The sequence below is a fragment of the Anabaena sphaerica FACHB-251 genome, assembly GCF_014696825.1.
Lineage (GTDB): Bacteria > Cyanobacteriota > Cyanobacteriia > Cyanobacteriales > Nostocaceae > RDYJ01.
Genome location: NZ_JACJQU010000008.1, coordinates 61753 through 87504 on the forward strand (window position 1 = coordinate 61753; position 25752 = coordinate 87504).

Sequence of the window (25752 nt, forward strand, 5' to 3'; positions counted from 1 at the left end):
ATGAGTATTTATTCCTCTTGCTTTATTGTGGCACGGCTTGAATATTAGTATTTATTAAAAAACCTATGAATGACTTAAAAAAGTTAAAACTGTGAAACAGAACAGCAAATCAGAACCTACCTATAAGCTTTGGTTAGCCTTAATGGTTGGTAACTCTCGGTTACATTGGGCGTTGTTTATAGGCAAAAATCTCCACTCCACTTGGGATAGCAGTCATACAGTTAAACCTGGTATCGAAAATATGACCATCTACCCACAACCAGAGGACGCTGAATCTTATGTCTCTCAAAATACTGGTCATCTACCCTTCATTTTCGCTTCCGTAGTTCCCGCTCAAACAGAAACGTGGCAAAATTACCCAAATGCACAGTTAATTACCTTAGATCAAATACCCATAGCGGGAATGTATCCCACACTAGGCATTGATCGCGCTTTGGCTTTGTTTGGTGCAGGAACAACTTGGGGATTTCCTATATTAATAATTGATGCCGGAACAGCATTAACTTTTACAGGTGCAGATGCAAACCAGCGTTTAGTAGGTGGGGCAATTTTACCAGGGTTGAGTTTACAACTTACCAGCTTAGGACAACAAACCGGACAATTACCATTATTAGAAATTAGCGAAATTAGCGAATTACCACCACGTTTTGCTCTGGATACAAAGGAGGCTATTAAAAGTGGAATAATTTACACTTTATTAGCGGGAATTAAAGATTTTATTGATAATTGGTTATCGTTATTCCCTAAAAGTAAAATCGCCATTACCGGAGGAAATAGTGATTTATTAAAAACCTATCTAAAAAAACATTTTCCAGAAATAGGAGAAAAGTTAATTTCCGAAAGAAATTTGATTTTTTGGGGAATGAGAGAAGTATTCATGGTAAATAAGGAATAAAAATAATAAATATGGATATTTTTGACTCATCTAAATTTAACCAAATATCTGAATCCAAGCTAGAAAACGATGATTCCTTAGAAAAATTAATCAAACTCGTAGATGAATGGATGGCTGATCAATCAGGATATGATAAAGAAACATACCCTCAACTTGAAGTAGCCTTAACACAAAATAATCTAGCAAAATATGGAAAAATAATTTCACATCTAAAATCTAATTTCCCATAGCTAATTTTCTTTCACAAAATCCCGAATATATCCAACCACAATCCCAGCACAAGATTCTGGTAAATTATTTTCCCCATGAGCAATAATTTTTAACTCAGCTTTAGGAATCATGCGAGCATAAGTATTGCTCTTAGCCTGAGCATTTGCTGTATCTTGACCACCTTGTAAAATTAAACAAGGGACTTCTAGAGAGTACAAGCGATTGTTCAATAATTCTGCCTCAATTTCAGGTTGTTTGCGGTTAAATAGTAACTGACAAGCAGTAGGATATTGTAACAATTTTTGTCGGAGTTGTAAATTTTCGGTAATTTTCTGCTCCCAACCGATTAATTTAATCAAAGGAGTTAGTAAGCGTAATAGTTTAACTACTAGCGGTGAAAAGTTAACTAAACGCTGCATTTTGTGCCAATTTTGTTCTTCTTCTGCTACTTTTACACCTTCTGGTTCTAGGAGTGCCAAACCAGATACTTGCTCTGGATATTTTAGGGCATAACTGGCAGCAATCCAAGCCCCCAGAGAATCTCCTACTAAATAAATTTTTTCTAATTTCAAAGCTTGGAGTAACTCAGCTAAACACTCTACTTGTAAATTTATCGAATGATGTATATTAGGATTTTCTGATTCACTAAAACCCAATAAATCTGGTGCAAAGCAATGAAAATACTGAGAAAGTAAATTCATTATCGATACCCATTGGCTGCTATCATTCCAAGCGCCATGTAATAATACTACTGGAGTCCCTTTACCAATTTCACGCCAAAACAATAGCCCTTGAGAAAGTTTTCTCCGGGAGTTACGAAATAGGGTATCCATCATCATATATGGGTTAACAATTACAGATTTTAGATTTTAAACTATAGATTCTATACTAAATCTAAAATCTAAGATCTAAAATCTAAAATTTTTGTAAGCATTCAGCTATTAGCAATCAGCAGTCAGCTTTCTCACGCTTACGTCAAAAATTACTATTTGATGATCTAGTGATTTATGCAACATTCTAACTATTCTGACTCCTGAATTCTTACAAATTTTTATTATGCCAATGTTGTTAAACCATTTAAGTAGTCTTGTAATTGCCGATGGTGGTCATGAGACATCCGTGGTTGCGGAAGAGAACTAGGAGGAAAAGCTTGAATTTCTAGCACTTCTAAATTATCTTGAGGTTTCATTTCTCCTTGTACTTCAGCTTCAACCACAATACAAATTGAATGAATTCTTGGATCTCGATCTGGTGCGGAATAAACACCCACCAAACGCCGAATTTTCAACAATTCTAGTCCAGTTTCTTCCATTAATTCTCGACGGACTGCACTAGAAATATCCTCTCCCCAGTCCACCATACCACCAGGTAAAGACCAGCAACCATCATCGCTGCGTCGAATTAGGACAATTCGACCATCAGGTAAAATTGGAATAACGCTAGTACCAGTAATGGGATGGCGAAAAATAATACCCAATACTGTTTGCCCAACGTGCCATAAGCTACGTGTAGACTGGAGCAATGAAGTAAGAAAAGCAAGAATATTCAATCTTCAAATTTTTGTGTTGTACTTTATAATTGCCTAGCACTTAATAGAAATGTAACTAACAAAATATTAATTGTGTTTTGTTATATACAAATCCATAGAGTGTTAGGGTTATTATTCTCATGCTGATCCTGAGAATCAGTCAATTTTAACATCTGCTGTCAGTAAGCGCATAGGATTTACCAATACAATGGATTTGTGAACTAATAAACCTGTGCTACCTTTTTAATATATTGCTGGTTTGAATTACTGACGAATTGTTTAAATAAATTAGTCTTTACATAGCCTCTGTTTTCTTATTGACATCAATAAACTATTTTTCATCCCCTGGTTGGATGATTTAATGAAAAAAGTCAGTGTCTGAGAAATGATGATAAATTTAGCTTGACATAGCCTGTTTAGATAGGTTATATTAGTATGCTGTTTCAGCTATAGCTATTTTCTGCACTAGGCTAAAAGTGTATCAATAACATCGGTAGCTGGATTTTGCCTAAGTGTAGCTTTTTTGTTGTTTATTCATGAGGTGAATATGGCCAAGCGCCGTAACCCGAAAAAAGAAAAGGCGCTACGGAACCAGGCTTATGCCAGAAAGTTTCGTAAACGGACTACGACAGGAAGAATGCAAAGAAGGTTCCAACAAAGACCACCTAAGAGTGAAGAAGAAGAAACAGGAGCAGCAGTTGACGCAGCTGATTAAATTAACTGTTTAAATATTTACTCTGGAATTAATTTGCCATGTTTGGGCGTACATTTATTTAGATTTGTACGCCCTTGCTTATGGTTGAATATAGCAGGTGACAGGTGAAATAGGGCGGTATTGGGGAGCCACTGCGTGGGACGGGTTTCCCTGTAGACCCCAATCATGCGTCAACAACTACTCAAGCATTACTTAATACTCGGCGCGTATTTGAGTACGGGCAGCCACTATAGCTTGTTTAACCTGTGCAAAACCAGTACCACCGTAACTGTTACGGGCTGCAACCACTTGGCGGGGTGATATTGCTTCATAAATATCCGCAGCAAAGGCTGGGTGTATTTGTTGCCACTCTTCTAGCTTTAAATCTTTGAGAAGTTTACCTGCGGCAATACTGGTTTTTACTACTTTACCTACAAGGTTGTAGGCTTCTCGGAAGGGTACGCCCCTTGCTGCTAAGTAATCTGCGACATCGGTAGCATTAGAAAAATCTTCTGTAACTGCTTGCGCCAAGCGTTGATTGCGAAATTCTAAACCTTCCCGCAACAAAATTGTCATTGCTTCTAAACAGGCTTTAACAGTTTTAACGGTGTCAAATATGCCTTCTTTATCTTCTTGTAGGTCTTTGTTATATGCCAGGGGTAAGCCTTTCATAATCACTAACATAGCCTGGAGATGACCAAAAACACGCCCTGTTTTTCCACGCACTAATTCTGGTACATCAGGGTTTTTCTTTTGGGGCATGATGCTGGAACCTGTGGCACAGCTATCTTTGAGGGTGACAAAGCGAAATTCTTCTGATGCCCAGAGGATCACTTCTTCTGAGAGACGACTGAGGTGAACCATAATCATGCTGGCTGCACAGAGGAATTCAATGGCAAAATCGCGATCGCTCACTCCATCTAAGCTATTAGCATAAATATTGTCAAAATGCAATAAGCTGGCTGTGTAATGTCGGTCAATGGGAAAAGTTGTTCCCGCTAAAGCACCACAACCCAAGGGAGAAATATTCACTCGTTTGTAAACATCTCCTAACCGTTCCCAGTCCCGTTGTGACATCTGAAAGTATGCCAAAAGGTGATGAGCTAAACTCAGAGGTTGGGCGCGTTGTAGGTGGGTATAGCCGGGAATCAGGGTTTCAACGTTTTTTTCAGCTATTTCGAGTAATACTGTTTGAAATTCCCGTAAATACTGGCGAATTTGTTGAATTTGGTCGCGCAGGTAGAGTCTGGTATCAGTGCCTACCTGATCATTACGAGAACGGGCAGTATGCAGCTTTTTACCGACATCACCGACCATTTCTGTGAGTCGCTTTTCTACGGCAAAATGTACATCTTCGGCATCAATACCAGGTTGAAATTGGCCTTGTCGGTATTCTTGGCGGATTTTTTCTAAACCTGTTACTAGTTGCTCTCCTTCTTCTGGGGAAATAATTCCTGTGTGAGCCAGCATTTGGGCATGAGCTTGGGAACCAGTAATGTCATATTCTATGAGTTCAATGTCAAAACTGATACTAGCATTAAAACGAGCGATCGCTGGATGTAATGAGGTTTCAAACCGCTGGCTCCAAGTTGGTTTTTCGGTCATAAATTTAGAAGGGAGAGGAAAGGACAAATTTGCTGATCTTAGATTTTGAATCAAAATCAATCCAAAATCTAAAATCCACAGTCCATTTAACCGTAACTGGTTAAACCCTTCAACATATAGCCAATAATCATACCAATAAACAATGCCCAAATTTGACCTGTTTTGACAAAGTTATTCCAATTACGTTGGATCTGACCTAACAGGTCAGCATCTTTAACGTTAGTGTAATCACCAACTAGGAAAAGATGAGTGTGATCACTTACTGGAAAGCTAATATGAAAGTGCAAGTTCCCCAAGAGCGAAAATACTGTATCATTCAAATGTTCCATAATCCTCTGACCAAAGGGCTAGTAAACTCTTCTCAAAAATTGCAGTAATTAATCTAATATCAAATAACCGCAATTATACACAGTCTTTACCTTATTAGCTTATTAAGTTTGAGATGCCAAGCGCAATTTCTCTGAAGTTCGCAAAATTTGACCTGCTAAAACTGCTGCACCAAAGCCGTTATCAATATTAACTACACCAATACCAGCAGCGCAAGAATTAAGCATTGTTAATAAAGGTGCTAAACCACCAAAGCTTGCACCATAACCGATACTGGTGGGAACAGCAATTACAGGACAATCTGCTAAACCAGCAACCACACTCGGTAAAGCACCTTCCATCCCCGCTACTACAATCAATACCGATACGGAATTAATGAGGTGACGGTTATCTAGTAAGCGATGAATACCCGCTACACCCACATCCCAGAGACGCTGAACCCGGAAACCATAAAGTTCAGCTGTAACTGCGGCTTCTTCTGCAACAGGTAAATCAGCCGTACCAGCGGAAAGAATACCAATTTCTCCAGGGAAGATGGGTTCAATCACAGGGGGTTTAATGGCACAAATTCGCGCTAATTCAAAGTATTGCAGACCTCTGACCTTTTTTTGCAGTGCCGCATAAACATCAAGGGAAATGCGCGTGGCCATGACTACAGAAGCACGCTGACGCATAACTTCCATAATTTGAGCAATTTGATCAGGTGTTTTACCAGGCCCCCAAATCACTTCTGGGAAACCGGTTCTTAAATGACGATGGTGGTCAATTTTAGCAAACTCACCTACAGATTCATAAGCTAAGTCTTTAAGTGAGTCTAAAGCCATCTCTGGAGTTACTTTACCATTGGCAACAGCTTCTAAGAGCGATCGCAAAGCTTCAGGTTGAGTCATCCGATTTTGGATTTTAGATTTTGGATTTTGGATTTTGGATGGATATTTTGGTAATAGGTAATAGGAAAAAATAAAATTGATTACCCAGTCCTCAGTCCCCTACTTTGTGATTTTAATTTCATGAATGTTCCAGAAAGGACCACCTAAAGCAGAAAATTTAATCCCTTCAAAACGATTTCGCACCGCTGAGAGAGAATAGGAGTTTACTAAATAAATAAATGGTAAATTATCCTGTGTTAATCGTTGACTTTCCGCGTAAATTTCCTTAACCTTTTCTTCATTAAATTCTTGTGCGCCTTGAATATAAAGTTGGTGTATCTTTGCTTCCCAAGGTGCAACTTCCCACGCTTCTATTGGCTTTTGTCCTGGTTGGGGTTTTTGATTAAACATATGTAACCCACCTTCAGGAGACCAGACATTAGCTCCATCATTGGGTTCTAAACCACCGGTCAAACCTAGCAAAGATGCTTCCCAATCTAAAGTATTAGATAGCTTATCTAAAAAAGTATTCCATGCTAAAGGCGTGAAATCAACTTGAATACCAATTTTGCTCAAATCTTGTTTAATTTGTGAACCCATTGCTTCACGAATTTTGTTACCTGCATTGGTAAGTAAAGCAAACCTAACACGGTTTCCTTGAGCATCTTCTAGTTGATTTTGAGAATTGTATTTGAACCCTGCTTCGAGTAGTAATTTTTTGGCTTTTTCTGGATTGTAGTTGTAAACTTTTAAACCTTTCTCAGGTGATAAATAATAAGGACTTTGAACAGAAATTGGTGAATCTTGAGTTTGTCCCAAACCACGAAAAGTATTATTAATCATGGTTTTTCTATCAATTGCATAAGCTATAGCTTGGCGGAATTCTGGATTATTAAACCAACGCGATTTAATTGGATCTACAAGAGATTTACCATTTCTTTTACCTTTATTTAAATTGAAAACTACAAAACTTGTACTAGAAGATGGTCCACCATTATAAATTTTGAAATTACCTTGTTTTTCTTGTGTTTTCAGCAAAGAAAAATAATCAGGTGTCACACCTACAGAGTCTAAACCACCAGAGCGAAATTGCAACAAAGAAGTATCTGTTGATTCAACAATTTGCCAAACAATTCTTTCAATATAAGGTTGGGGTTTACCTTGAGCATCTTTACGCCAATAATAGGGGTTACGGCGGAAAATTATCCGTTGACTTGTATCGTAACGTTCTAGTTTATAAGGTCCATTGACAATAATTTGCTCAGGTGGAGTATCCACACCCCACATTGTTAGAAACTTCGGTTTCCCATCTTGGTCTTTCGTTTTCACCGATTCTCGTAACGCATGAGCAGGTAAAATTGCAGCACCAGCATTTTGTAAGAAAGGCCTAAAAGGTTCTGGTACGCTAAATTCTACCCGTCTACTATCGACTTTTGTCACAGTAGGAAGTTTGCGATCTTTACCAATCCTCAAAATATCTCTTAGGTCAGTGGGTATTTCTTCATTGAGATAAATATCGTTATAGGTAAATACTACATCATCTACCGTCAATGGCTTACCATCAGACCATTTTAAGTTCTCGCGAAGAGTGAAGGTAATCTTGAATTTATCCTCAGAAACTTCCCATGATTCTGCTAAATTTGGCTCAAGTTTACCGGTAAGAGGATTTTGGTTAATTAATCCTTCGTAAGTATAACCAAAAATATTGGGTGATTCGGAACTAAGAGCATAGTTAAAGGTTTTGGGATCGCTAAGAATACTAGTTACTAATTGCGGTACTTGCTGACTTGCACTACTTTTGAAATTATTGGGGTTGCAAGCAGTAATTGATATTGCTGTAAATGACAGGATAGTGATGAGTAATAAAAGGCGTTTTGTGTGATTGATAATGTTTTTATTGAATTTCATATTTTCCCAAAATAATAAATAGTATTTAGTTTGATTCACTAGAGTTAAACCAGTCGAGAAAATGCTGTGTCATTGTAAAATATCTGATTCCAGCACTGCGTAAAGCATCTTTGACTTCAGGTTCATTAAAGTCTTTGGTGTTATTGCTGATAAAAGCCTTTTCTTCTTCAGGATGTAAATTAGCTTGTTCCAGTATACATTGCAAAATTAAGTTATCCATAATATCATTTTTGATCAGTAAAACTTCCATTTCCGTCAAAAATGCTTGACAGATATTATGCAGTGTATAGTCACTTACGTGTATTATTTGCGCGTTAGTATTTATCTTATCAATGGCATCAAGAAGGCGGGATTTAATATCATTCATCAAGGACATATTATCAATACGGGCTTGCTCTAAACTTCTCAAAAAAGATTGAGCATAATTAGAACTTTTATCTCGTCCTAACTCTCGGATTTTTTTACCCATTTCCTCCTGGAAATGTAATCCATATTTTTCTTCTATTCTGTATGTAGAAACTGCTTCAATATAACAAATATTTGGTATAAATATGCGGACAGACTGAGGCGGATTATACAGTAAATTTGCTGCTTGTGAATCCTGTCCTTTAGCAATAGCCATTAAAAAGTTAGTTTCAATATAAAGTATCAGCACCTGAGTTGTACCTAATAATCATTGTGTGAATAAGTATCTCCGCCTTCTATTTTTGATAATAAACCAATTTCGTCTAATTCTTGCGATGCTGGTGGTGTATCTAATTTCCAATGGTAAGCTAAATCTCTTAGCCAAGCTTCAATTAGTGTTTTTAAATATAAATTTAAAATTTTTTTATGGCTAAATTCGGGATCGTAATATTTCAGGATGTTCTCTGTGTTCAGTAAAATAACAGATTCCATAGAATTGTCATTATAAAATTTAATAACTTCTACATTTACTAGATTAACCAGCATGATAAAACAAAATATTTTTTTCCTTTGTGGTGGCATTGATAATATATTAGGAATAGGGATATGTAAATCCTCTAGTTCTAATTGTGAAATAAACTGCTGTTTTATATCTTCTATTTGTATAGAAACAGCTTTTATTTTTACCAATAAAACAACATTCCCATTTTTATCTACAACAATAACATCAGCATGATTATTAGCCTTAAAACTGAGTTTCGCTAATCCTGTGTATAATGTTTTCCAAATTCCTGATGTTATATCCTCTATTCCTTGATTTATTTTCTCTGAACTAAACATTGTCATACCCTTCCATTAATAAATCAATCATCTGCCACTAACAAAACGACAGCATAAGCACAAATACCTTCTTCTCTGCCAGTTGGTCCCAATTTTTCATTAGTAGTAGCTTTGACACCAACTTGATTAGGTTCTAATTGTAAAACTGCTGCTAATTTCTCCCGCATTGAATTAATATGAGGTTTTAATTTCGGACGTTCTGCAACAACGACAGAATCAATATTTCCTATTTTCCAACCTTGTTGAAGAATCAACTGATGTACCTGTTTTAATAGTACAAGACTATCAGCCCCTTTCCATTGGGGATCGCTGGGGGGGAAATAATGGCCAATGTCCCCTAAGGATAATGCTCCCAGCATAGCGTCCATAATCGCGTGAGTAAGGACATCAGCATCACTATGTCCTAACAAACCTAGTTCATGAGGAATGTGAACACCGCCTAAAATTAAAGGGCGATCGCTCACCAATCGGTGAATATCGTAGCCGTTACCAATTCTGATGTTCATAGTTATTTGTCAGTTGTAAAAGAATATTTTTCTCCCCTACTCCCCTGCTCCCCTGCTCCCCTGCTCCCCTGCTCCCTGTTCCCTCTCTTGTTCCCATTTTTCCAGCAAATCGGGACGACGGGAAGCTGTGCGTTGAATTTGTTGTTGAAAACGCCAACGGGCAATTTCTGCATGATTTCCACTCAGTAGCACATCTGGCACTTTCCAGCCGCGAAAATTGGCGGGACGGGTATACTGGGGAAAATCTAATAAACCTTCCTCAAAACTTTCAGCTTTGAGAGATTCTACCTTACCAACCGTCCCCGGTAGTAAGCGCACAACCCCATTGAGTAAAGCCATCGCTGGAATTTCTCCACCAGTGAGAATAAAATCACCCAAAGACACTTCACGAGTGACTAAATTCAGCACTCTCTCATCTACCCCTTCATAATGACCACAAATCACCACCAATTGGTCATAATTGGTCACTAATTCTCGCAGGAGGGGCTGATTTATCGTTTGACCTTGGGGACTCATCAAAATCACCTCTCGGCGCGGTAGAATCGGCAGCGACTCCACAGCAGCAAAAATTGGTTCAGGCTTCATCAGCATCCCCACACCGCCGCCGTAAGGTTCATCATCTACCTTACGATGTTTATCAGTAGTAAAATCCCTGGGGTTAACCAGATGCACTTCAGCAATCTGCTTGGCTAGGGCTTTACCCAAAAGACCGGAACTCAGAACCGAGCTAAAACAATCAGGAAAAAGCGTAACTATATCAAAACGCACAGTAATTCGTATTTAATGACACTAAGATGAGATTGGAACATTTAACGTAAATTTCTCATTAACGTAAGTTGCCCAGGAGTATGGCTATAGCTTGCGTGGCGACGTAGGAGTCATACGCCACTCGGCGCTATCAGGACTGAGAATTTATTTTTCTGTCCATCACCCCATTTTTCCCCGTTAAGGGTTCCCTTGAAGTCAAGAGGAGATAGACTTAATCAACAGTATCTAAAATTACCAGAATTCTTAGCTTTTTGGTGGGAGCAAAAGTTTTTCTAATTACTTAATTTATGTTTAAATATTGTCACAACTAAATTTAAATTAATAATCCCACCAAAGTTAACAACTTCCAGGATGCATCGAGCCAGCCTCAGAAAAAAGAGTGTCAAGACCTGCAAAGCCCCAACCCCAGAGGGTAAACCCAGCCTTAAAGCACTATTTTATTTTGCCAGTCTGGAATAAATAGATAAGTGAAAAACAAGGTGCTGGCGATGAGGAACAGTAACGAACATGACAGAACTGAGGCTTCGTGTGCGTTCAAGGAGAAGTTGGAGAGACGGATTTCGCCACTCCACACTTATCAAAAGTGTCCTCTCAAAGAAGCAAAGGGCGAAAATCAACAGGCTACTAAACCTTGTTAAATTCACACGCCATTCGCCACAAGCCGGGGGACCCGTCCAAGGCGATGGCTCCTGAAGTTGTTGACCAAAGAAACACAATGCAGCAATTAAAAGCTAAATCGCTGGAAATGAGGACACCCCAAGCAACTAAAACCGCCGTTCTAGTTATCGGAGGCGCAGAAGACAAAGTTCACGGACGCGAAATCTTGCGGACTTTTGTTGCTCGTGCTGGTGCTAGCAAGGCATATATTACAATTGTTCCATCAGCCTCCCGCGAACCAGCCATCATTGGTGGTCGGTATATTCGCATTTTTGAAGAAATGGGTGCCGAAAAGGTTGAGATTTTAGACATTCGTGAACGCGAACAATGCGAAAACTCTCAGATTAAAGCATCCTTAGAAGCCTGTACTGGGGTTTTTTTAACAGGGGGAGACCAATTGCGCCTCTGTGGAGTTCTGTCAGATACACCAGCGATGGAAATTATCCGGCAGCGGGTGAGAGCAGGACAACTGACCCTAGCAGGAACCAGCGCGGGGGCGGCAGTAATGGGGCATCACATGATTGCAGGTGGAGGTAGTGGTGAAACGCCAAATCGTTCCCTAGTTGATATGGCAACAGGCTTGGGATTTATTCCTGAAGTCATTGTCGATCAGCACTTTCACAACCGTAATCGGATGGGAAGACTGATAAGTGCGATCGCTGCCCATCCAGATCGCCTTGGCATTGGCATTGATGAAGATACCTGTGCTGTGTTTGAACGTGATGGTTGGTTGCAAGTCATGGGCAAAGGAAGTGTGACAATTGTTGATCCCACAGAACTTACCCATACTAATGAACCCCATGTCAGCGCCAACGAACCCTTAACTGTGCATAATTTACGTCTACATATCCTCAGTTACGGAGATCGCTTCCATCTTTACCAACGTACTGTTTTACCTGCTGTGCATCGGATCTCCAGCTGACGGGATAGAGTATCTAAGGTTACACTGTGTTGACCGCGCATTTATTTGTTGTTGCAAAAATAATCAGATGAATACTATCTAAAAAGAAAAAACTGTTTGTCATGAACAGTTTAGCGGTCAATTCCAGTAAGAAACTAGAATTTTGGTTCCGAATCTCCATCTACCTATTCCCATGAGAATCCTCAAGATCCAGACCTTACGCGGCCCAAACTACTGGAGCATTCGACGCCATAAACTCATCGTCATGCGCCTCGATTTAGAAACCCTTGCCGAAACGCCCTCGAATCAAATCCCCGGCTTTTATGAAGGATTAGTTGAGGCTCTGCCTAGTCTAGAGGGTCACTATTGTTCGCCTGGCTGTCGTGGAGGTTTTTTGATGCGTGTCCGAGAAGGCACAATGATGGGCCATATCGTAGAACACGTAGCCCTAGAACTCCAGGAATTAGCTGGAATGCACGTAGGTTTTGGCCGCACCCGTGAGACTGCCACACCTGGAGTTTACCAGGTAGTGATTGAGTACCTAAATGAGGAAGCGGGACGTTATGCCGGACGTGCAGCAGTACGGCTGTGTCAAAGCATTGTTGATCGGGGCCGTTATCCCAAGGCAGAACTAGAGCAAGACATCCAAGACCTCAAAGACTTTTGCCGCGATGCTTCGCTTGGTCCTTCCACAGAAGCAATTATCAAAGAAGCAGAAAAAAGAGGTATTCCTTGGATGCCTTTAGCAGCAAGGTTTCTGATTCAACTAGGCTATGGTGTCAATCAGAAACGGATGCAGGCAACAATGAGTGATAACACAGGCATTCTCGGTGTAGAACTAGCTTGTGATAAAGAAGCCACTAAACGCATCCTCGCCGCCAATGGTGTGCCAGTACCCAGAGGCACGGTGATCAACTTCTTGGATGATCTCGAAGAAGCCATTGACCATGTTGGTGGTTATCCTATAGTCATCAAGCCTCTAGATGGTAATCATGGACGTGGTATCACCATTGATATCAGAAGTTGGGATGAAGCTGAAGCAGCCTATGAAGCAGCCAGGCAGGTTTCCCGTTCTATTATTGTGGAACGGTATTATGTCGGGCGTGACCATAGAGTATTGGTGGTGGATGGCAAAGTTGTCGCAGTCGCTGAACGAGTCCCAGCCCATGTAGTTGGTAATGGTAGATCCTCCATCGCTGAACTGATTGAGGAAACCAACCAAGACCCGAATCGTGGTGAAGGTCACGATAACGTCCTCACCAAAATAGAACTAGATCGTACCAGCTACCAATTATTAGAGAGACAAGGCTACACCCTCAAAAGTGTACCTCCAAAGGGTACAATTTGTTATCTGCGGGCAACAGCTAACCTGAGTACAGGTGGTAGTGCTGTAGACCGCACCGACGAAATCCACCCGGAAAATGTTTGGTTGGCACAACGGGTAGTGAGAATTATCGGTTTGGATATTGCAGGCTTGGATATTGTTACCTCGGATATTAGCCGCCCTCTCAGGGAGATGGACGCTGTAATTGTGGAAGTTAACGCCGCACCTGGCTTCCGAATGCACGTTGCTCCCAGTCAAGGCATCCCCCGTAACGTTGCTGGGGCAGTGATGGATATGCTGTTCCCCAACGAAAAACCCAGCCGCATTCCCATCCTCAGCGTCACAGGCACTAATGGCAAAACTACTACAACTCGTCTGTTAGCACATATTTATAAGCAAACAGGTAATGTTGTAGGTTATACGACTACAGACGGCACATATATCGGTGATTACTTGGTGGAGGCGGGAGACAACACTGGCCCCCAAAGCGCCCATGTCATCCTGCAAGATCCAACTGTCGAGATAGCTGTACTTGAATCGGCTCGTGGCGGCATTCTTCGCTCTGGTTTAGGCTTTGAGTCTGCTAATGTTGGTGTGGTGTTGAACGTAGCCGCAGATCATTTAGGTATTGGTGATATTGATACCATTGATCAATTAGCTAACCTGAAAAGTGTGGTTGCAGAAGCTGTATACCCTGATGGCTATGCAGTTCTCAATGCTGATGATCACCGCGTTGCCGCAATGGCAGAAAAAACTAAAGCCAATATTGCTTACTTCACCATGAACCCAGACTCGGATTTGGTGCGAAAGCATATCCAAAAGGGAGGAGTGGCAGCAGTATATGAAAATGGCTATTTGTCAATTGTCAAAGGTGATTGGACACACCGGATAGAAAGAGCAGAAAATATTCCCTTGACAATGGGCGGAAAAGCTCCGTTTATGATTGCCAATGCTTTAGCTGCAAGTTTGGCAGCTTTTGTGCAGAATGTGACAATAGAGCAAATTCGTTCTGGCTTAAAGACTTTCCGCGCTTCAGTTAGTCAAACACCGGGAAGAATGAATTTGTTTAATTTGGGTAAATACCATGCTTTGGTAGATTATGCCCATAACCCCGCTAGTTACGAAGCTTTAGGTTCTTTTGTCCGCAACTGGACAACTGGACAGCGCATAGGAGTGGTGGGTGGACCTGGCGATCGCCGTGATGAAGATTTTGTGACTCTGGGTAAATTATCAGCAGATATCTTTGATTACATCATTATCAAGGAGGATGATGACACCAGAGGACGGCTACGCGGTTCAGCTTCTGATTTGATTACTCAAGGCATTACTCAAGCCAAGCCTAACTGCCGTTTTGAATCAATTCTAGATGAAACCCAAGCCATTAACAAAGCCTTAGATATGGCTCCCGATGGAAGTCTGGTGGTAATTTTGCCAGAAAGCGTTAACCGGGCTATTAAGTTAATTAAGGTGCGGGGTGTTCAGGAAGAAATTCAGCCACAAAGTCAAACTACTACTATCAGTGATTCTCAAAATGGGGTAGCACCTTCTTCCGTGGTTAATACCCTACTTTAATGTCAGGTAGGGATAATTAATGAATTGTCCCTACTGATGATTTTTCTTTGTGTTGTTGGTTCGTCTGGTCGTCGGTTTTTTTATTAGTTCCTAAGTAGGTTGGCGTTAAAAATTGTCTTGGTGGTATGCTTGGAGGAAAGAGGAAGGTTAAGAACAAGATAATATTATTATGAGGATTATTTCTACATCAAAATTAAAACATCCTCTAATAAATATCCAGATTTAAAACAGATTATTGATAGTAATACCCTTGCAATACTAAATAACCCAGGGAATAAATTCCCTGTCTAAAAGCTAAAGTCGGTTAAAACCGACTAAAATCTAGTTGAATTTACTATTTAAAAATCACATCCTGTAAATCCTTAAATCCTGGAAATCCTGATTCAGACAAAAAATCACATCATGAAATTACACAGGTAATTTATTCCCTGTCTAAAAGCTAAAGTCGGTTAAAACCGACTAAAATCTAGTTGAATTTACTATTTAAAAATCACATCCTGTAAATCCTCAAATCCTGGAAATCCTGATTCAGACAATTATGATTGTTCTGAATTATCCTCCTCATCAGTCTTTTTAATTCCCTCTTGGAAACTTCTCAAACTCTTTCCCAATACTCCCCCCAACTCAGGAATTTTCTTGGGTCCAAAAATCAAAATCGCAACTATGGCAATGATCGCTACTTCTGGCCATCCTAGTCCAAACATATCATTTTCCTCTTAAGTCACTTTAAATTATCTATACAATTTATTCTGTCCTAATTGGTATATTTAACCAATTACTTAATTCATTAGCCAACCATTCTAATTCTAACTCAGATTTGATATTTTCGCTCTTGAGATCAAATTCAATTTTTTTGACACCTGCCCAAACTACTAATTTTGGAGGTACTTCAAAGACATCTCCTTCAGAATTTTTTCGCACATCTTTGGGAGTATAGATAATTCGGTTAATATGTTCTCTGGGCGAGGAAATATGATTTTTAATTTTCCATTGCCGTACATAATAATCAATGGATATTTTTTGTTGATTGATGTTGATTTTTAAACTGCAAAAATAAGCAAATAAAATTCCATAAATTACCGCTAAACCCGCCCCCCAAAAAGGTAAAGAGAATACAGCCATGGCTATATTACCAGGAAAAGGCAGAGAAAGCGCACTAATAGTCCAGAATAAAACAAATGAAAACCAACCTCCCATAAACAGAGCTATTAATATTATGATCGGGTGAAACCCAACAGGAGGAATCATAATTTCTAAATGGTCTTGATTTTTAATAACTTGAATTTTACTACCTGCTAGTTTAGCAATCGTTAAATTTGTAATATCAGTATTTTCTGGTTTTTCTAAAGCTGTCAGTGCTGCCTTTGCAGATGTAAACCGCTTGGCTAAATCTGGTTCTATCATCTTTTTTAACCAGTTAGTCAAGCTAGGACTAACATTTGCAACTTGTTCAAATTGAATGCGAAAATCTTTTTGGGGTAAGTCTGCTGGGTGAGTACCCGTGAGCAAATAAATCAGAGTTGCACCTAAACTATAAAGGTCAGATGCGGGAACTGTACGCCCCCCAAATTGTTCTTGTGGCATATAACCATAGGTTCCTACAACAGTCCTTGTGCCTGTTTCTGCTGCGAGAACGGTTTGTACTGACCCAAAATCTACTAAATAGACTTTTCCCACACTATTGCCAGATCGCTCTCCTAACAAAATATTGCTAGGCTTAATATCACGGTGGATCACGGGTGGATGTAACTCATGGAGATAAACAAGAATCTCTAAAACTGATGTAGCTATTTCCTTAACTTCACTTTCTGTAAAAGTCCTGCTAGTTTGTAAGTATTCTTCTAAGGTTTTAGCTGGGATATAAGTTTGGATGAGGGCAAATCCTTGATAATTTGGTGAATTTACCTCAAAATAGTCGAGATAACAGGGTATAGAGGGATGGGATAAAGATTTTAAAGTTTCGGCTTCTCGCTCAAACAGTTTGAGATCATCCCATTCAAAGTCACTACCGAAAGAAAGCAACTTGACAATTACCAAGTTACCTGTCACTACGTCACGCGCTAATAAAGTTCTTCGTCCTGACTTTTTGCCTAACTGCTGTTGAACTTCGTAGCGTTTACCTAATACTTCCCTATTCATCATGATTACTTAAAAGATGAATTTAAAAGGATTTTTTCATCCCCAGTCCTATTACCCAGTCCCCAATCCCTAGTATAGTCCTATGCCTTCCCAACTTTGGCCTTACATTACCCCTGGTATTCCTGATGAGTTATTTGAGAATTTACCGGGTATTCCCCTGAGTCAGCGAGAATTAAGATTGTTGTTAATTTCTCAACTGCGACTCAAACCAGATTCAGTGTTATGGGATATTGGCGCTGGTACAGGTACAATTCCTGTGGAGGTGGGGTTGCTGTGTCCACAGGGAAGGGTTCTTGCGGTGGAAAGAGATGAAGAAGTGGCTAATTTAATTAAACGCAACTGCGATCGCTTTGAGGTGAAAAATGTAAAAGTGATTGAAGGTAGCGCCCCAGAGTGTTTGCATGATATTAAACCGACCCCTGACCGTGTGTGTATAGAAGGGGGAAAAGCCATCCAGGAAATTTTACAGGCTGTCTGGCTTTATTTGCCTTTATCCGGTCGAGTTGTCGCTACAGCTGCTAATCTAGAAAGTCTGTATGCTATTTCCCAGAGCTTTTCTCAGTTAAGAGCCAGAAATATTGAAGTTGTGCAGTCTGCGGTGAACCGCTTAGAAACACGCGGTTTTTCTCAAACCTTTGTTGCTGCTGATCCGATTTTTATTGTCAGTGGTGAGAAACTAGATTAAATCTGTTCGGTTTTCGGTTTTGGATTCAATCCAAAATCCAAAACTAAAATCCAAAATACTATTATGCCTTGGTCTCGAATTATTAGTGGAGTTATTGCGATCGCCCTCGCTTTGTCTTCAACCCTGTTAGGGGGTTGGTATTTTACCATAGCCATTGCGATCATTGTCTTTTTAGGTCAACAGGAATATTTTAATTTAGTTCGAGCCAGAGGCATAGCGCCTGCTGCCAAAACTACCATATTTGTCAGTTTAATTTTATTAGCTATTTGTACTCTTGAAAGCAGTTTAGCGGATGCGCTCATGCCCATAGCAGGAACTTTTATTTGTTTTTACCTGCTGTTTCAACCCAAATTTGCTACCATTGCGGATATTTCCGCTTCTATTATGGGGCTATTTTATGTCGGTTACTTACCGAGTTACTGGGTACGGTTGCGAAATCTTGATAGTACAAATATTATTGGCAATCTTCCCTTCGGTGGTTTCTGGCCTAAAAACTGGAATGAGATTTTAACACAGGGAAATTTAGATGCTCTACCACAAGGTTTAACATTTACAGTTTTAACTTTTTTCTGTATTTGGGCAGCTGACATTGGTGCTTACACTATTGGCAAGTTTTTTGGCAAAACCCGTTTATCAGATATCAGTCCGAAAAAAACTGTAGAAGGTGCAATTTTTGGGATCACAGCCAGTGTTATCGTAGCTGTAGCAGGAGCTTATTTTCTCCCATTACCTTACTCTCTAATTACTGGTTTAACCTTGGGTTTATTGATTGGTATTGCTAGTCTTTTAGGCGATTTGACCGAATCTATGCTGAAACGAGATGCAGGAGTTAAAGATTCAGGACAATTGATACCCGGTCACGGTGGTATATTAGACCGGACTGATAGTTATATTTTTACAGCCCCTTTGGTTTACTATTTCGTAACGCTGATTTTGCCTTTGTTAAGGTAATTCGTAATTCGTAATTGTCAATTACTACCCAGTCCCCAGTCCCCAGTCCCCAGTCCCCAGTCCCCAGATCTAAGGATTGACGTTGATGCGACCACGACATAATATTTGGCTAGATTTCAAAGTTAATTCTTGTAGATCAACATCTGAACCAAGGTCTAAATGGTATCCAGAATTATTTTCTAAAATTGGTTCTTGATTATACAGAATTTTAATCTGTGTTAATTGTAGTTCTTGACCGTTGAGTAGTTCTAAACCTACAGAAATCTCTAGGGATGTAGGTTTACTATCAGTTGGTAAAACTCCGTAGAGTATTAAACGCTGATTGTCAATGGTAATTTCCTGCCAAGAAATAGGCTTGGATTTTTCCCATTGTTCTGGTAATACTGGGAATAGTTTAACCAATACATCATTTAAGGCAGTTGATAATAATTCAGATGGTAGGGATTTATTCAGATCCCCTTCTTCTACTACCAGTTCAGCAACCACTGGCACTATTTCTAACAGTCGCAGGGGCTTACCCTTAAGTACAGAACCAATATTTATCTGTATATTTTCAGCAGAAAGTTGAATGCGTGTAACATGAATACCTTGATAAACTGCATTAGTAGCAAAAATAGATACCGCAGGAATACCGCCAGAAAGGAGTTGGCGATCGCTTGCTCCAATCTCGACCTCAATCTGGGATACTTGAGTTAATTGTGTTTTTAGCCATAGTTTGATTGCCGTGGTGAGAGCTTTAGTAATTAATCGTACTTTCTTACCATTTGCCGCTGGAGAAGTTTTATTTGCCATTTAACAACTTTATTGTCTATATTTGCTCAAAAATTCCGAAATCTTAAACAGTTCTTAAATGTAATAGTTATTACTATTAACTAGAAAATGGGAAGATTAGATTTTCGGTATGAAATCAAAGAAAACTCAACAATAGTAACGGACAACTGATTAAAAAAAGAAGCAATTTTTACATGGAGGTACGGATACAAAAGATTATATCTCAATGGGGTATAGCCTCACGTCGTGAAGCTGAAGAGATGATTAAGCAATCACGAGTGAAGATAAATGGGATTTTGGCACATTTAGGTCAAAAAGTCGATCCCCAACGAGACAGCATCTGTATTGATGGTAAACCTGTCTCTCAAAGCCAGCGCCCATCTTTAATTTATTTGTTGCTGCACAAACCAGCGGGATTTGTTTCCACTTGCAATGATCCCCAAGGAAGACCCACTGTTTTGGATCTATTACCCCAAAAATTACAACAGGGTACTGGTATTCACCCAGTTGGGCGTTTAGATGCGGAATCTACGGGTGCGTTAATACTTACAAATGATGGGGACTTGACATTTGCGCTAACTCATCCTAGTCATAATATTTCTAAGACATATCATGTTGTGGTAAAAGGACATCCCCCAGAAGCAGTTCTGAGGATGTGGCGTGAAGGTGTTGTACTAGAAGGGAGAAAAACACGACCTGCTAAAGTACGCTTGCTTGAACCTCTGGTGAACCAAAGCAAATTAGAAATAATTTTGCAGGAGGGAAGAAATCGCCAGATTCGCCGTGTAGCTGAACAGTTAGGATATCCTGTAATCCAACTTCATCGCACTGCGATAGGTTCAATTCAATTACAAACACCAAAAGCTGGATTTCTAGGTGCCGGTGACTATCGTCATCTCACCCCAGAAGAGATTATTTTTTTAAACAATCAGATAAAGCGGATACCTATTAATGATTAAGTTGAGTTAAGGAGTGTAATAAAAATCATGAAATGGCCAAGAAAAAAAGAGGAAAAGCCGAGCAAACCGTCAATAGAACAACAACAGGCAGATAAATTGACACAATTGGGCGCTAAACTTGCGGACTTGCGTCAACAACAGGGTTTATCACTGGATGAAATTGTGGCAGTAACGAGAATTCCTCGAAGATTATTGAACGCAATTGAAGTAGGTGATTTAGACGATTTGCCAGAACCAATTTATATTCAGGGTTTAATCAGGCAATTTGCTGATGCACTGGGACTCAAGGGGGCAGAATTTGCCAGCCATTTTCCTGTTGGTTTTCAACAGGTGAGTTCTCAAAGCAATTGGCAACCTAAACCCTTTTTTCAACTACGTCCTCTTCATCTTTACTTGCTTTACATTTTCGTTATTATCTGCTCTGTGAATGGGTTATCTCAGTTATTGAATCAGACCGCTCTGCAAGCGAAGAATAACCCAAATCAACCAAAGATACAAACAAATTCCGATTTAACACCTCAGAAACTCCAAGTTACGGGTTTAGAGGAAATTCAAGTTGGTATCAACACTTCCGAAGCTCAATCTGTAGAAATTGGTGTCACCTTGAAGTCATCATCTTGGATTCGTGTTGTCGCTGATGGTAAAACCGAGTTTGAGGGCGTTCTGCCAAAAGGATCTCACCGCAACTGGAAAGCTACTGAGGAACTTCGAGTGAAAACTGATAATGCTGGGGGTGTGTTAATGAGTATTAATGAGCAACAACCCAAGGAAATGGGCAAACCAGGAAAAGTTGAAGAAATCAGGATCGCAGCGAAGCTCAAGTCTTGAAACTTCGTGATTCAGTAGGGGCTGGTCTGGCTAGATAGAGAATTTATCATTGAGATGCAGCACACTGTAGGCAATATTGCGGTTAGCTGCCAATGTGAACTAATGCACATAACTAAAAATAGCTATGTTGCCTTTGCTCTACCAATTAAGTTGAACCAGTCCCTACCTAAGCACTAGGTTTTGAGTACGGAATGGCGATTCCTACTTTATACTACGCATTCATAAACCGTGGATCAGGAATTTCTGGGAGCGCGTCCATAAAGTTTGGTAAGAATTTTCATGCGATCACTTAATTCATCAGTCAGAACTTCTGCTTGATAACGCCATTCCCAATTACCTTCAGCCGTACTGGGATAATTCATTCTGGCTTCGTTTTCCAAGCCTAAAACATCTTGTAAAGGAATAATCGCTTGATTGGCGATGGAACTCAAAGCTAAACGAATTAAATCCCAGTTTATCCCATCAGGACTGATAGATCCCAAATACAACAACAAATTTTGCTTTTCGTAATTATTCGCAGTATTAAACCAGCCCACAGTCGTATCATTGTCGTGAGTGCCAGTATAAACTACAGCATTTCTGGGGTAATTAAAGGGTAAAAACGGATTACCGGGATCAGAACCAAAGCCAAATTGTAATACCTTCATACCGGGAAACTCAAACTGATCTCGCAGTGCTTCCACTTCTGGCGTAATAATCCCCAAGTCCTCTGCCAAGATAGGTAATTTGCCCAACTTTTGTTTAATGACTTCAAAAAAAGCTACCCCTGGTGCTTCTACCCATTTACCATTCACAGCAGTTTCTTCACCTTGGGGTACAGCCCAATAAGCCTCAAATCCTCGGAAGTGGTCAATCCGAATTATATCTACATAATCCAGCATGGCCTCAAAACGTTGTAACCACCACTGAAAGTCTTGTTTTTGCAACTCGTCCCACTTGTAAACTGGGTTGCCCCATAATTGACCTGTGGCGCTAAAATAATCTGGTGGAACTCCTGCCATTAAAGCCGCTGCACCTGTTTCTTCATCTAAGGCAAAAATATCAGGATTTGCCCACACATCAGCACTGTCATGAGCTACGTAAATGGGGATATCACCAATAATGTCTATCCCATTTTGATTAGCATAATTTTTCAGTTCTGACCACTGACGGAAAAACTCATATTGGATGAACTTGTAATAAAATATTTCCTGTGCTAATTCGTGTTCCATCCGGGCTAAAGCCGCTGGTTCGCGTTTTGCCAGTTCTGGTTCCCAAGTGTGCCAACTTGCTCCATTGTGGGCATCTTTGAGCGCCATAAACAGAGCATAATTATTCAGCCAATAGCCTCTAGTGTTACAAAAAGTGTGAAAGGCTTTTTTTTGAATAGCTGTGGCGTGAGGTTTAAAATTTTCGCAGGCTTTTTTGAGCAGATTTACTTTAATGGGGATAACTTGCTCAAAATTCACTTTATCAGCGGGAAATTCTGGTAAATTACCAAAATCTCCGGCAACTAATAAACCTTCATCCACCAGCTTTTCTGGACTAATCATCAGGTGATTTCCAGCCATCGCTGAGTATGACATATAAGGAGAATTACCATAACCAGTTGGACCTAGAGGCAAAACTTGCCAATATTGCTGGTAGCTATCTTTGAGAAAATCAAGAAAACGATAAGCTTCTAAACCTAAATCTCCAATCCCAAATCGACTGGGGAAAGAACTAGGATGGAGTAAAATTCCGCTTGATCTAGGAAAAGGCATAATTAACCTGAAATATATAGCAGGAGTCAGGAGTAGGGGCGAAGCATTCGGGTGATAAATTATCAGTTTTTGCCAAAGGATATTTTCTGAATGCTTCGCCCGTACAGGAGTCAGGAGTCAAACCCTTTTTTGGAGGGAGTTTCATTATCAATTGATGTCCTAACCACCTTGGCGGTTGCTATAAAAGGAAGCGATTGCGCTCCGCGCAGTGCCAAAGGCGATCGCGTTAAAGACACCCATCGAATTTATCATGGCATAGTTAGCACTGACAGTTGTGCTTCATGAAGATATAGGAACGATGGTAAAGAAATGAGAAGATTAATCAAAATAACTATTAAGAAATGATGGCTTACAAAAATCCTGCCCCTACAGTTGATATTATTATCGAATTAATTGATAGACCACATCGACCGATTATATTAATTGAGCGACATAATGAGCCTTTAGGATGGGCTATTCCCGGTGGTTTTGTGGATTATGGTGAACCTGTGGAAGTGGCAGCACGACGGGAAGCTAAGGAAGAAATAGGTTTACAAATAGAGTTAATTGAGCAGTTTTTGGTTTATTCTGATCCCAGTCGTGACCCCCGACAGCATACGATTAGCATTGTGTTTTTGGCGACAGCGACGGGTGAACCTGTAGCGGGTGATGATGCTCAGGGTGTGGGGATTTTTGAGCCTTGGTCTGTTCCTGGTAATTTATGTTTTGACCATGATCAGATTTTGCGGGATTATTGGCGGTATAGAAATTATGGGATTCGTCCTCGGTTGGGGTAGAGGATTTTGGACTTTGGATTTTAACGAACCACGTTCTGCGTTCGCGTAGCGGTGCGTAGCACTCAGCAGTTCCCGAAGGGTAGGCGCGAAGGAAACGAAGGAAGAGGGGGAGAGAAGAAGAGAGGAAGATTCAGATAGATTTATCAAAACTGTTGAATTCTGTTAATCAGTAAACCAAAAAGTTTTTCTCCGAAGAGCGTTAGCGAAGCCCCCCGTAGGAATCGCTAAGTATTGTGCAGTGTATAGTAATTTAAAGTACAGAGTATACTAACCAGTAGACAACCCTATATATTAAAAATACTTATACACTAATAATGAACAAAACAAGATACTTAAACAGGCAGTTTAGCCTCTGCCTTTCTTCGGTAATGAAATCATCACACAAGCTCCTCTAAAGTAGGAAATAATAGCTTTTCTGCTTGCTGTCGATCACTAAAATCTTCCGCTTTCACATCACAAATGCAAGTCACATCAGTAATCTGACCACGCAAACACTGTACACTCTGAATCACTAAATAAGCTGCAAATGTAGCTATCAACACTGCCACAATTAAACTGATGACACCATCAGCCCAAGTCCAATTTAGCCAGATCACTGCGATCGCTGCTAATACTGCTCCCACTGAACTGGCTATATCTGCTAGCAGATGCAGTAAAGCTCCTCTCATATTGAGGTCATGATGACTACATTTGTGCAAACACTTGGCGTTAAAAGCGTTCACAAGTAGACCAATCAGGGCAGTTGCTAACATCGGTACACCATGAATCTCTATGGCGGGAGATTGGAAGCGCACCAGAGCTTCTTGAATGATCCAGACAGCAACAGCCGCTAAACTGATGCCATTAATCAAGGCTGCTAAGGCTTCTAAGCGATAGCGTCCAAGTATACTTTTATGGGATATAGATTGAGATAACCAGGCTGCAACCAGTGCTAAACCTAACGCTGCTACATCCGCAAAAATGTGTTCAGCGTCAGCTAAAAGCGATAAGCTATGACTCCAAATTCCCGTCCCTACCTCTATGCAAAAAAAAACACCAAGTAAAAGTAAGGCAGTCCAAAGAGCCTGAACTTTCTTCTGCACTGGGGTTGATGACATTGCAACTGACCCTCTGACTTGTTTTATAGAACCCATTTGGGATCTATCTAAAGTATCGATTGCTAAATACTGCTTAATACCGTTTGTCGCTTTGTAAAAACAAAACCCCTTCGTGTCTGAACTGGAATTGCAAGTTTTTTTCACTGCCTTTGAGTCAATTATTATTAAGGTTGTCTATTATCAAATTAGCTTTAACTTATCAATAGCTAATTTATATTATTAACATTAACTTCTAGAAGCCAATCATTAAAGTAAAAGAGAAAACATCCATCGTAAGATAGATAATTTTTACATTCTTATTGTTCAGGCTAAAAATAAAGTTCTCAATCATAAATTAGCTAACATTTATATCAAAAATATAATTTTTACTAATCTGAAACTCCCTAGTTTAAAGTAGCAAATGCTTTACAATAAGCTGTTAATGGCTACTGATAGCAATTTAGTTTTCATCGACTGAAATTTGAGAGTTATGAGGTTAGGTAAAGCTAAAAGTTAAAACTTTTGTTTTAGATTTTTGATTTACTCTACCAAATAAACTTGGCAAACTATTAGGTATCAAAGAATAATGTTAAAACGTCGCACAATACTGGCTGGTTTAACAGTGCTAGGCTTCACGCTGGCCGTAAGTACAAAAGTCTATGGGCAATCTACTACCGGGCCAGATGCTTGGGAGACTGTCTACAATGATGCGGTTGCTGGGGCAACAACAACAATTTCAGTCCCACTTTTGGGCTTTTTATTATCACTTGTCTTACAAATTTTCTTCAATTTGGCAGGTTTTTGGGGGGGGTAATT

The 25752-nt window shown here is 39.9% G+C and carries 26 protein-coding genes; 11 read left to right on the forward strand and 15 right to left on the reverse strand.

Annotation, left to right across the window (positions count from 1 at the left end):
- The first annotated feature begins 91 nt into the window (after positions 1–91).
- Both H6G06_RS14990 and H6G06_RS14995 read left to right on the forward strand, forming a co-directional pair.
- Positions 92–895, forward strand: a complete 804-nt coding sequence (locus H6G06_RS14990) for a pantothenate kinase (protein ID WP_190561473.1) — start codon at positions 92–94, stop codon at positions 893–895.
- Positions 896–906: 11 nt separating this feature from the next.
- Positions 907–1125 (forward strand): hypothetical protein, encoded by a 219-nt coding sequence (locus H6G06_RS14995; RefSeq protein ID WP_190561475.1) that lies wholly within the window; start codon positions 907–909, stop codon positions 1123–1125.
- Here the strand turns inward: H6G06_RS14995 and H6G06_RS15000 are convergent, their stop codons facing one another.
- Together H6G06_RS15000 and H6G06_RS15005 are read right to left on the reverse strand one after the other, a co-directional pair.
- Positions 1126–1938, reverse strand: coding sequence for an alpha/beta fold hydrolase (locus H6G06_RS15000; protein WP_190561681.1), 813 nt, complete (start codon positions 1936–1938; stop codon positions 1126–1128).
- A 221-nt stretch (positions 1939–2159) separates the two neighbouring features.
- Positions 2160–2654, reverse strand: coding sequence for an NUDIX hydrolase (locus H6G06_RS15005; protein ID WP_190561477.1), 495 nt, complete (start codon positions 2652–2654; stop codon positions 2160–2162).
- Between the two features lie 526 nt (positions 2655–3180).
- Here H6G06_RS15005 and H6G06_RS15010 point away from each other — a divergent pair.
- Complete coding sequence (locus H6G06_RS15010; RefSeq protein WP_190561478.1) at positions 3181–3348, forward strand: hypothetical protein; 168 nt, start codon at positions 3181–3183, stop codon at positions 3346–3348.
- 192 nt (positions 3349–3540) lie between these two features.
- Here H6G06_RS15010 and argH read toward each other — a convergent pair whose 3' ends face one another.
- The 8 genes from argH to trmD form a co-directional block, all read right to left on the reverse strand.
- Positions 3541–4932 carry an argininosuccinate lyase gene (gene argH, locus H6G06_RS15015; RefSeq protein ID WP_190561480.1) on the reverse strand — a complete coding sequence of 464 codons (1392 nt, stop codon included), beginning with the start codon at positions 4930–4932 and terminating at the stop codon, positions 3541–3543.
- A gap of 86 nt (positions 4933–5018) precedes the next feature.
- Complete coding sequence (locus H6G06_RS15020) at positions 5019–5261, reverse strand: hypothetical protein (protein ID WP_190561482.1); 243 nt, start codon at positions 5259–5261, stop codon at positions 5019–5021.
- A 102-nt stretch (positions 5262–5363) separates the two neighbouring features.
- Entirely contained in the window at positions 5364–6149 is a 786-nt protein-coding gene (gene larB, locus H6G06_RS15025; protein WP_190561484.1) for a nickel pincer cofactor biosynthesis protein LarB, read from the reverse strand.
- A 99-nt stretch (positions 6150–6248) separates the two neighbouring features.
- Positions 6249–8036 carry an ABC transporter substrate-binding protein gene (locus H6G06_RS15030; RefSeq protein WP_190561486.1) on the reverse strand — a complete coding sequence of 596 codons (1788 nt, stop codon included), beginning with the start codon at positions 8034–8036 and terminating at the stop codon, positions 6249–6251.
- Positions 8037–8061: 25 nt separating this feature from the next.
- Positions 8062–8691 carry a PIN domain-containing protein gene (locus H6G06_RS15035; RefSeq protein ID WP_190561488.1) on the reverse strand — a complete coding sequence of 210 codons (630 nt, stop codon included), beginning with the start codon at positions 8689–8691 and terminating at the stop codon, positions 8062–8064.
- A gap of 11 nt (positions 8692–8702) precedes the next feature.
- The gene (locus H6G06_RS15040; protein WP_190561490.1) at positions 8703–9281 is read right to left on the reverse strand and encodes a hypothetical protein; all 579 of its coding nucleotides are present in this window, start codon (positions 9279–9281) and stop codon (positions 8703–8705) included.
- 23 nt (positions 9282–9304) lie between these two features.
- Positions 9305–9787: a 2-C-methyl-D-erythritol 2,4-cyclodiphosphate synthase gene (ispF, locus tag H6G06_RS15045; RefSeq protein ID WP_190561492.1), complete on the reverse strand. Its 483-nt coding sequence runs from the start codon at positions 9785–9787 to the stop codon at positions 9305–9307.
- Between the two features lie 36 nt (positions 9788–9823).
- Positions 9824–10555, reverse strand: a complete 732-nt coding sequence (gene trmD / locus H6G06_RS15050) for a tRNA (guanosine(37)-N1)-methyltransferase TrmD (protein WP_190561494.1) — start codon at positions 10553–10555, stop codon at positions 9824–9826.
- Positions 10556–11270: 715 nt separating this feature from the next.
- Here trmD and H6G06_RS15055 point away from each other — a divergent pair.
- Positions 11271–12134 carry a cyanophycinase gene (locus tag H6G06_RS15055; protein ID WP_190561683.1) on the forward strand — a complete coding sequence of 288 codons (864 nt, stop codon included), beginning with the start codon at positions 11271–11273 and terminating at the stop codon, positions 12132–12134.
- 172 nt (positions 12135–12306) lie between these two features.
- Entirely contained in the window at positions 12307–15009 is a 2703-nt protein-coding gene (cphA, locus tag H6G06_RS15060; RefSeq protein WP_190561496.1) for a cyanophycin synthetase, read from the forward strand.
- 536 nt (positions 15010–15545) lie between these two features.
- Here the strand turns inward: cphA and tatA are convergent.
- Both tatA and H6G06_RS15070 read right to left on the reverse strand, forming a co-directional pair.
- Positions 15546–15713, reverse strand: a complete 168-nt coding sequence (gene tatA, locus H6G06_RS15065) for a twin-arginine translocase TatA/TatE family subunit (RefSeq protein ID WP_190561498.1) — start codon at positions 15711–15713, stop codon at positions 15546–15548.
- A 40-nt stretch (positions 15714–15753) separates the two neighbouring features.
- On the reverse strand, positions 15754–17148 hold the full coding sequence (locus tag H6G06_RS15070; protein WP_190561685.1) for a serine/threonine protein kinase: 1395 nt from the start codon (positions 17146–17148) through the stop codon (positions 15754–15756).
- An 82-nt stretch (positions 17149–17230) separates the two neighbouring features.
- Between H6G06_RS15070 and cbiT the strand changes: the two genes are divergently transcribed.
- Positions 17231–17833: a precorrin-6Y C5,15-methyltransferase subunit CbiT gene (cbiT, locus tag H6G06_RS15075; protein ID WP_190561500.1), complete on the forward strand. Its 603-nt coding sequence runs from the start codon at positions 17231–17233 to the stop codon at positions 17831–17833.
- Between the two features lie 63 nt (positions 17834–17896).
- A complete protein-coding gene (locus tag H6G06_RS15080; RefSeq protein ID WP_190561502.1) occupies positions 17897–18784 on the forward strand; it encodes a phosphatidate cytidylyltransferase in 888 nt (295 codons plus the stop codon).
- Between the two features lie 69 nt (positions 18785–18853).
- On the opposite strand, the gene H6G06_RS15085 is transcribed toward H6G06_RS15080, so the two are convergent.
- Entirely contained in the window at positions 18854–19576 is a 723-nt protein-coding gene (locus H6G06_RS15085) for an LmeA family phospholipid-binding protein (protein ID WP_190561504.1), read from the reverse strand.
- A gap of 173 nt (positions 19577–19749) precedes the next feature.
- Between H6G06_RS15085 and H6G06_RS15090 the strand changes: the two genes are divergently transcribed.
- Together H6G06_RS15090 and H6G06_RS15095 are read left to right on the forward strand one after the other, a co-directional pair.
- Entirely contained in the window at positions 19750–20514 is a 765-nt protein-coding gene (locus tag H6G06_RS15090; RefSeq protein ID WP_190561506.1) for a pseudouridine synthase, read from the forward strand.
- Between the two features lie 27 nt (positions 20515–20541).
- The gene (locus H6G06_RS15095; RefSeq protein ID WP_190561508.1) at positions 20542–21342 is read left to right on the forward strand and encodes a helix-turn-helix domain-containing protein; all 801 of its coding nucleotides are present in this window, start codon (positions 20542–20544) and stop codon (positions 21340–21342) included.
- A gap of 233 nt (positions 21343–21575) precedes the next feature.
- Here H6G06_RS15095 and malQ read toward each other — a convergent pair whose 3' ends face one another.
- Positions 21576–23084 carry a 4-alpha-glucanotransferase gene (gene malQ, locus H6G06_RS15100; RefSeq protein ID WP_190561510.1) on the reverse strand — a complete coding sequence of 503 codons (1509 nt, stop codon included), beginning with the start codon at positions 23082–23084 and terminating at the stop codon, positions 21576–21578.
- Between the two features lie 344 nt (positions 23085–23428).
- Between malQ and H6G06_RS15105 the strand changes: the two genes are divergently transcribed.
- Positions 23429–23860 carry an NUDIX domain-containing protein gene (locus tag H6G06_RS15105; protein ID WP_190561687.1) on the forward strand — a complete coding sequence of 144 codons (432 nt, stop codon included), beginning with the start codon at positions 23429–23431 and terminating at the stop codon, positions 23858–23860.
- Between the two features lie 377 nt (positions 23861–24237).
- Here H6G06_RS15105 and H6G06_RS15110 read toward each other — a convergent pair whose 3' ends face one another.
- The gene (locus H6G06_RS15110) at positions 24238–24957 is read right to left on the reverse strand and encodes a cation diffusion facilitator family transporter (protein WP_190561512.1); all 720 of its coding nucleotides are present in this window, start codon (positions 24955–24957) and stop codon (positions 24238–24240) included.
- Between the two features lie 565 nt (positions 24958–25522).
- Between H6G06_RS15110 and H6G06_RS15115 the strand changes: the two genes are divergently transcribed.
- Positions 25523–25750 carry a hypothetical protein gene (locus tag H6G06_RS15115; protein ID WP_190561514.1) on the forward strand — a complete coding sequence of 76 codons (228 nt, stop codon included), beginning with the start codon at positions 25523–25525 and terminating at the stop codon, positions 25748–25750.
- Positions 25751–25752 lie beyond the last annotated feature (2 nt).

Excerpts from the sequence above, each read along its gene's own strand:
- argH (WP_190561480.1), bottom strand. The coding sequence starts at position 4,932 with ATGACCGAAAAACCAACTTGGAGCCAGCGGTTTGAAACCTCATTACAT.
- H6G06_RS15000 (WP_190561681.1), bottom strand. The coding sequence starts at position 1,938 with ATGGATACCCTATTTCGTAACTCCCGGAGAAAACTTTCTCAAGGGCTA.
- H6G06_RS15055 (WP_190561683.1), top strand. The coding sequence starts at position 11,271 with ATGCAGCAATTAAAAGCTAAATCGCTGGAAATGAGGACACCCCAAGCA.
- H6G06_RS15090 (WP_190561506.1), top strand. The coding sequence starts at position 19,750 with ATGGAGGTACGGATACAAAAGATTATATCTCAATGGGGTATAGCCTCA.
- cphA (WP_190561496.1), top strand. The coding sequence starts at position 12,307 with ATGAGAATCCTCAAGATCCAGACCTTACGCGGCCCAAACTACTGGAGC.
- H6G06_RS15080 (WP_190561502.1), top strand. The coding sequence starts at position 17,897 with ATGCCTTGGTCTCGAATTATTAGTGGAGTTATTGCGATCGCCCTCGCT.
- H6G06_RS15010 (WP_190561478.1), top strand. The coding sequence starts at position 3,181 with ATGGCCAAGCGCCGTAACCCGAAAAAAGAAAAGGCGCTACGGAACCAG.
- ispF (WP_190561492.1), bottom strand. The coding sequence starts at position 9,787 with ATGAACATCAGAATTGGTAACGGCTACGATATTCACCGATTGGTGAGC.
- malQ (WP_190561510.1), bottom strand. The coding sequence starts at position 23,084 with ATGCCTTTTCCTAGATCAAGCGGAATTTTACTCCATCCTAGTTCTTTC.
- H6G06_RS15095 (WP_190561508.1), top strand. The coding sequence starts at position 20,542 with ATGAAATGGCCAAGAAAAAAAGAGGAAAAGCCGAGCAAACCGTCAATA.
- H6G06_RS15030 (WP_190561486.1), bottom strand. The coding sequence starts at position 8,036 with ATGAAATTCAATAAAAACATTATCAATCACACAAAACGCCTTTTATTA.
- H6G06_RS15105 (WP_190561687.1), top strand. The coding sequence starts at position 23,429 with ATGGCTTACAAAAATCCTGCCCCTACAGTTGATATTATTATCGAATTA.
- H6G06_RS15085 (WP_190561504.1), bottom strand. The coding sequence starts at position 19,576 with ATGGCAAATAAAACTTCTCCAGCGGCAAATGGTAAGAAAGTACGATTA.
- H6G06_RS15110 (WP_190561512.1), bottom strand. The coding sequence starts at position 24,957 with ATGTCATCAACCCCAGTGCAGAAGAAAGTTCAGGCTCTTTGGACTGCC.
- H6G06_RS15115 (WP_190561514.1), top strand. The coding sequence starts at position 25,523 with ATGTTAAAACGTCGCACAATACTGGCTGGTTTAACAGTGCTAGGCTTC.
- larB (WP_190561484.1), bottom strand. The coding sequence starts at position 6,149 with ATGACTCAACCTGAAGCTTTGCGATCGCTCTTAGAAGCTGTTGCCAAT.
- H6G06_RS14995 (WP_190561475.1), top strand. The coding sequence starts at position 907 with ATGGATATTTTTGACTCATCTAAATTTAACCAAATATCTGAATCCAAG.
- H6G06_RS15020 (WP_190561482.1), bottom strand. The coding sequence starts at position 5,261 with ATGGAACATTTGAATGATACAGTATTTTCGCTCTTGGGGAACTTGCAC.
- tatA (WP_190561498.1), bottom strand. The coding sequence starts at position 15,713 with ATGTTTGGACTAGGATGGCCAGAAGTAGCGATCATTGCCATAGTTGCG.
- H6G06_RS15040 (WP_190561490.1), bottom strand. The coding sequence starts at position 9,281 with ATGTTTAGTTCAGAGAAAATAAATCAAGGAATAGAGGATATAACATCA.
- H6G06_RS15070 (WP_190561685.1), bottom strand. The coding sequence starts at position 17,148 with ATGAATAGGGAAGTATTAGGTAAACGCTACGAAGTTCAACAGCAGTTA.
- cbiT (WP_190561500.1), top strand. The coding sequence starts at position 17,231 with ATGCCTTCCCAACTTTGGCCTTACATTACCCCTGGTATTCCTGATGAG.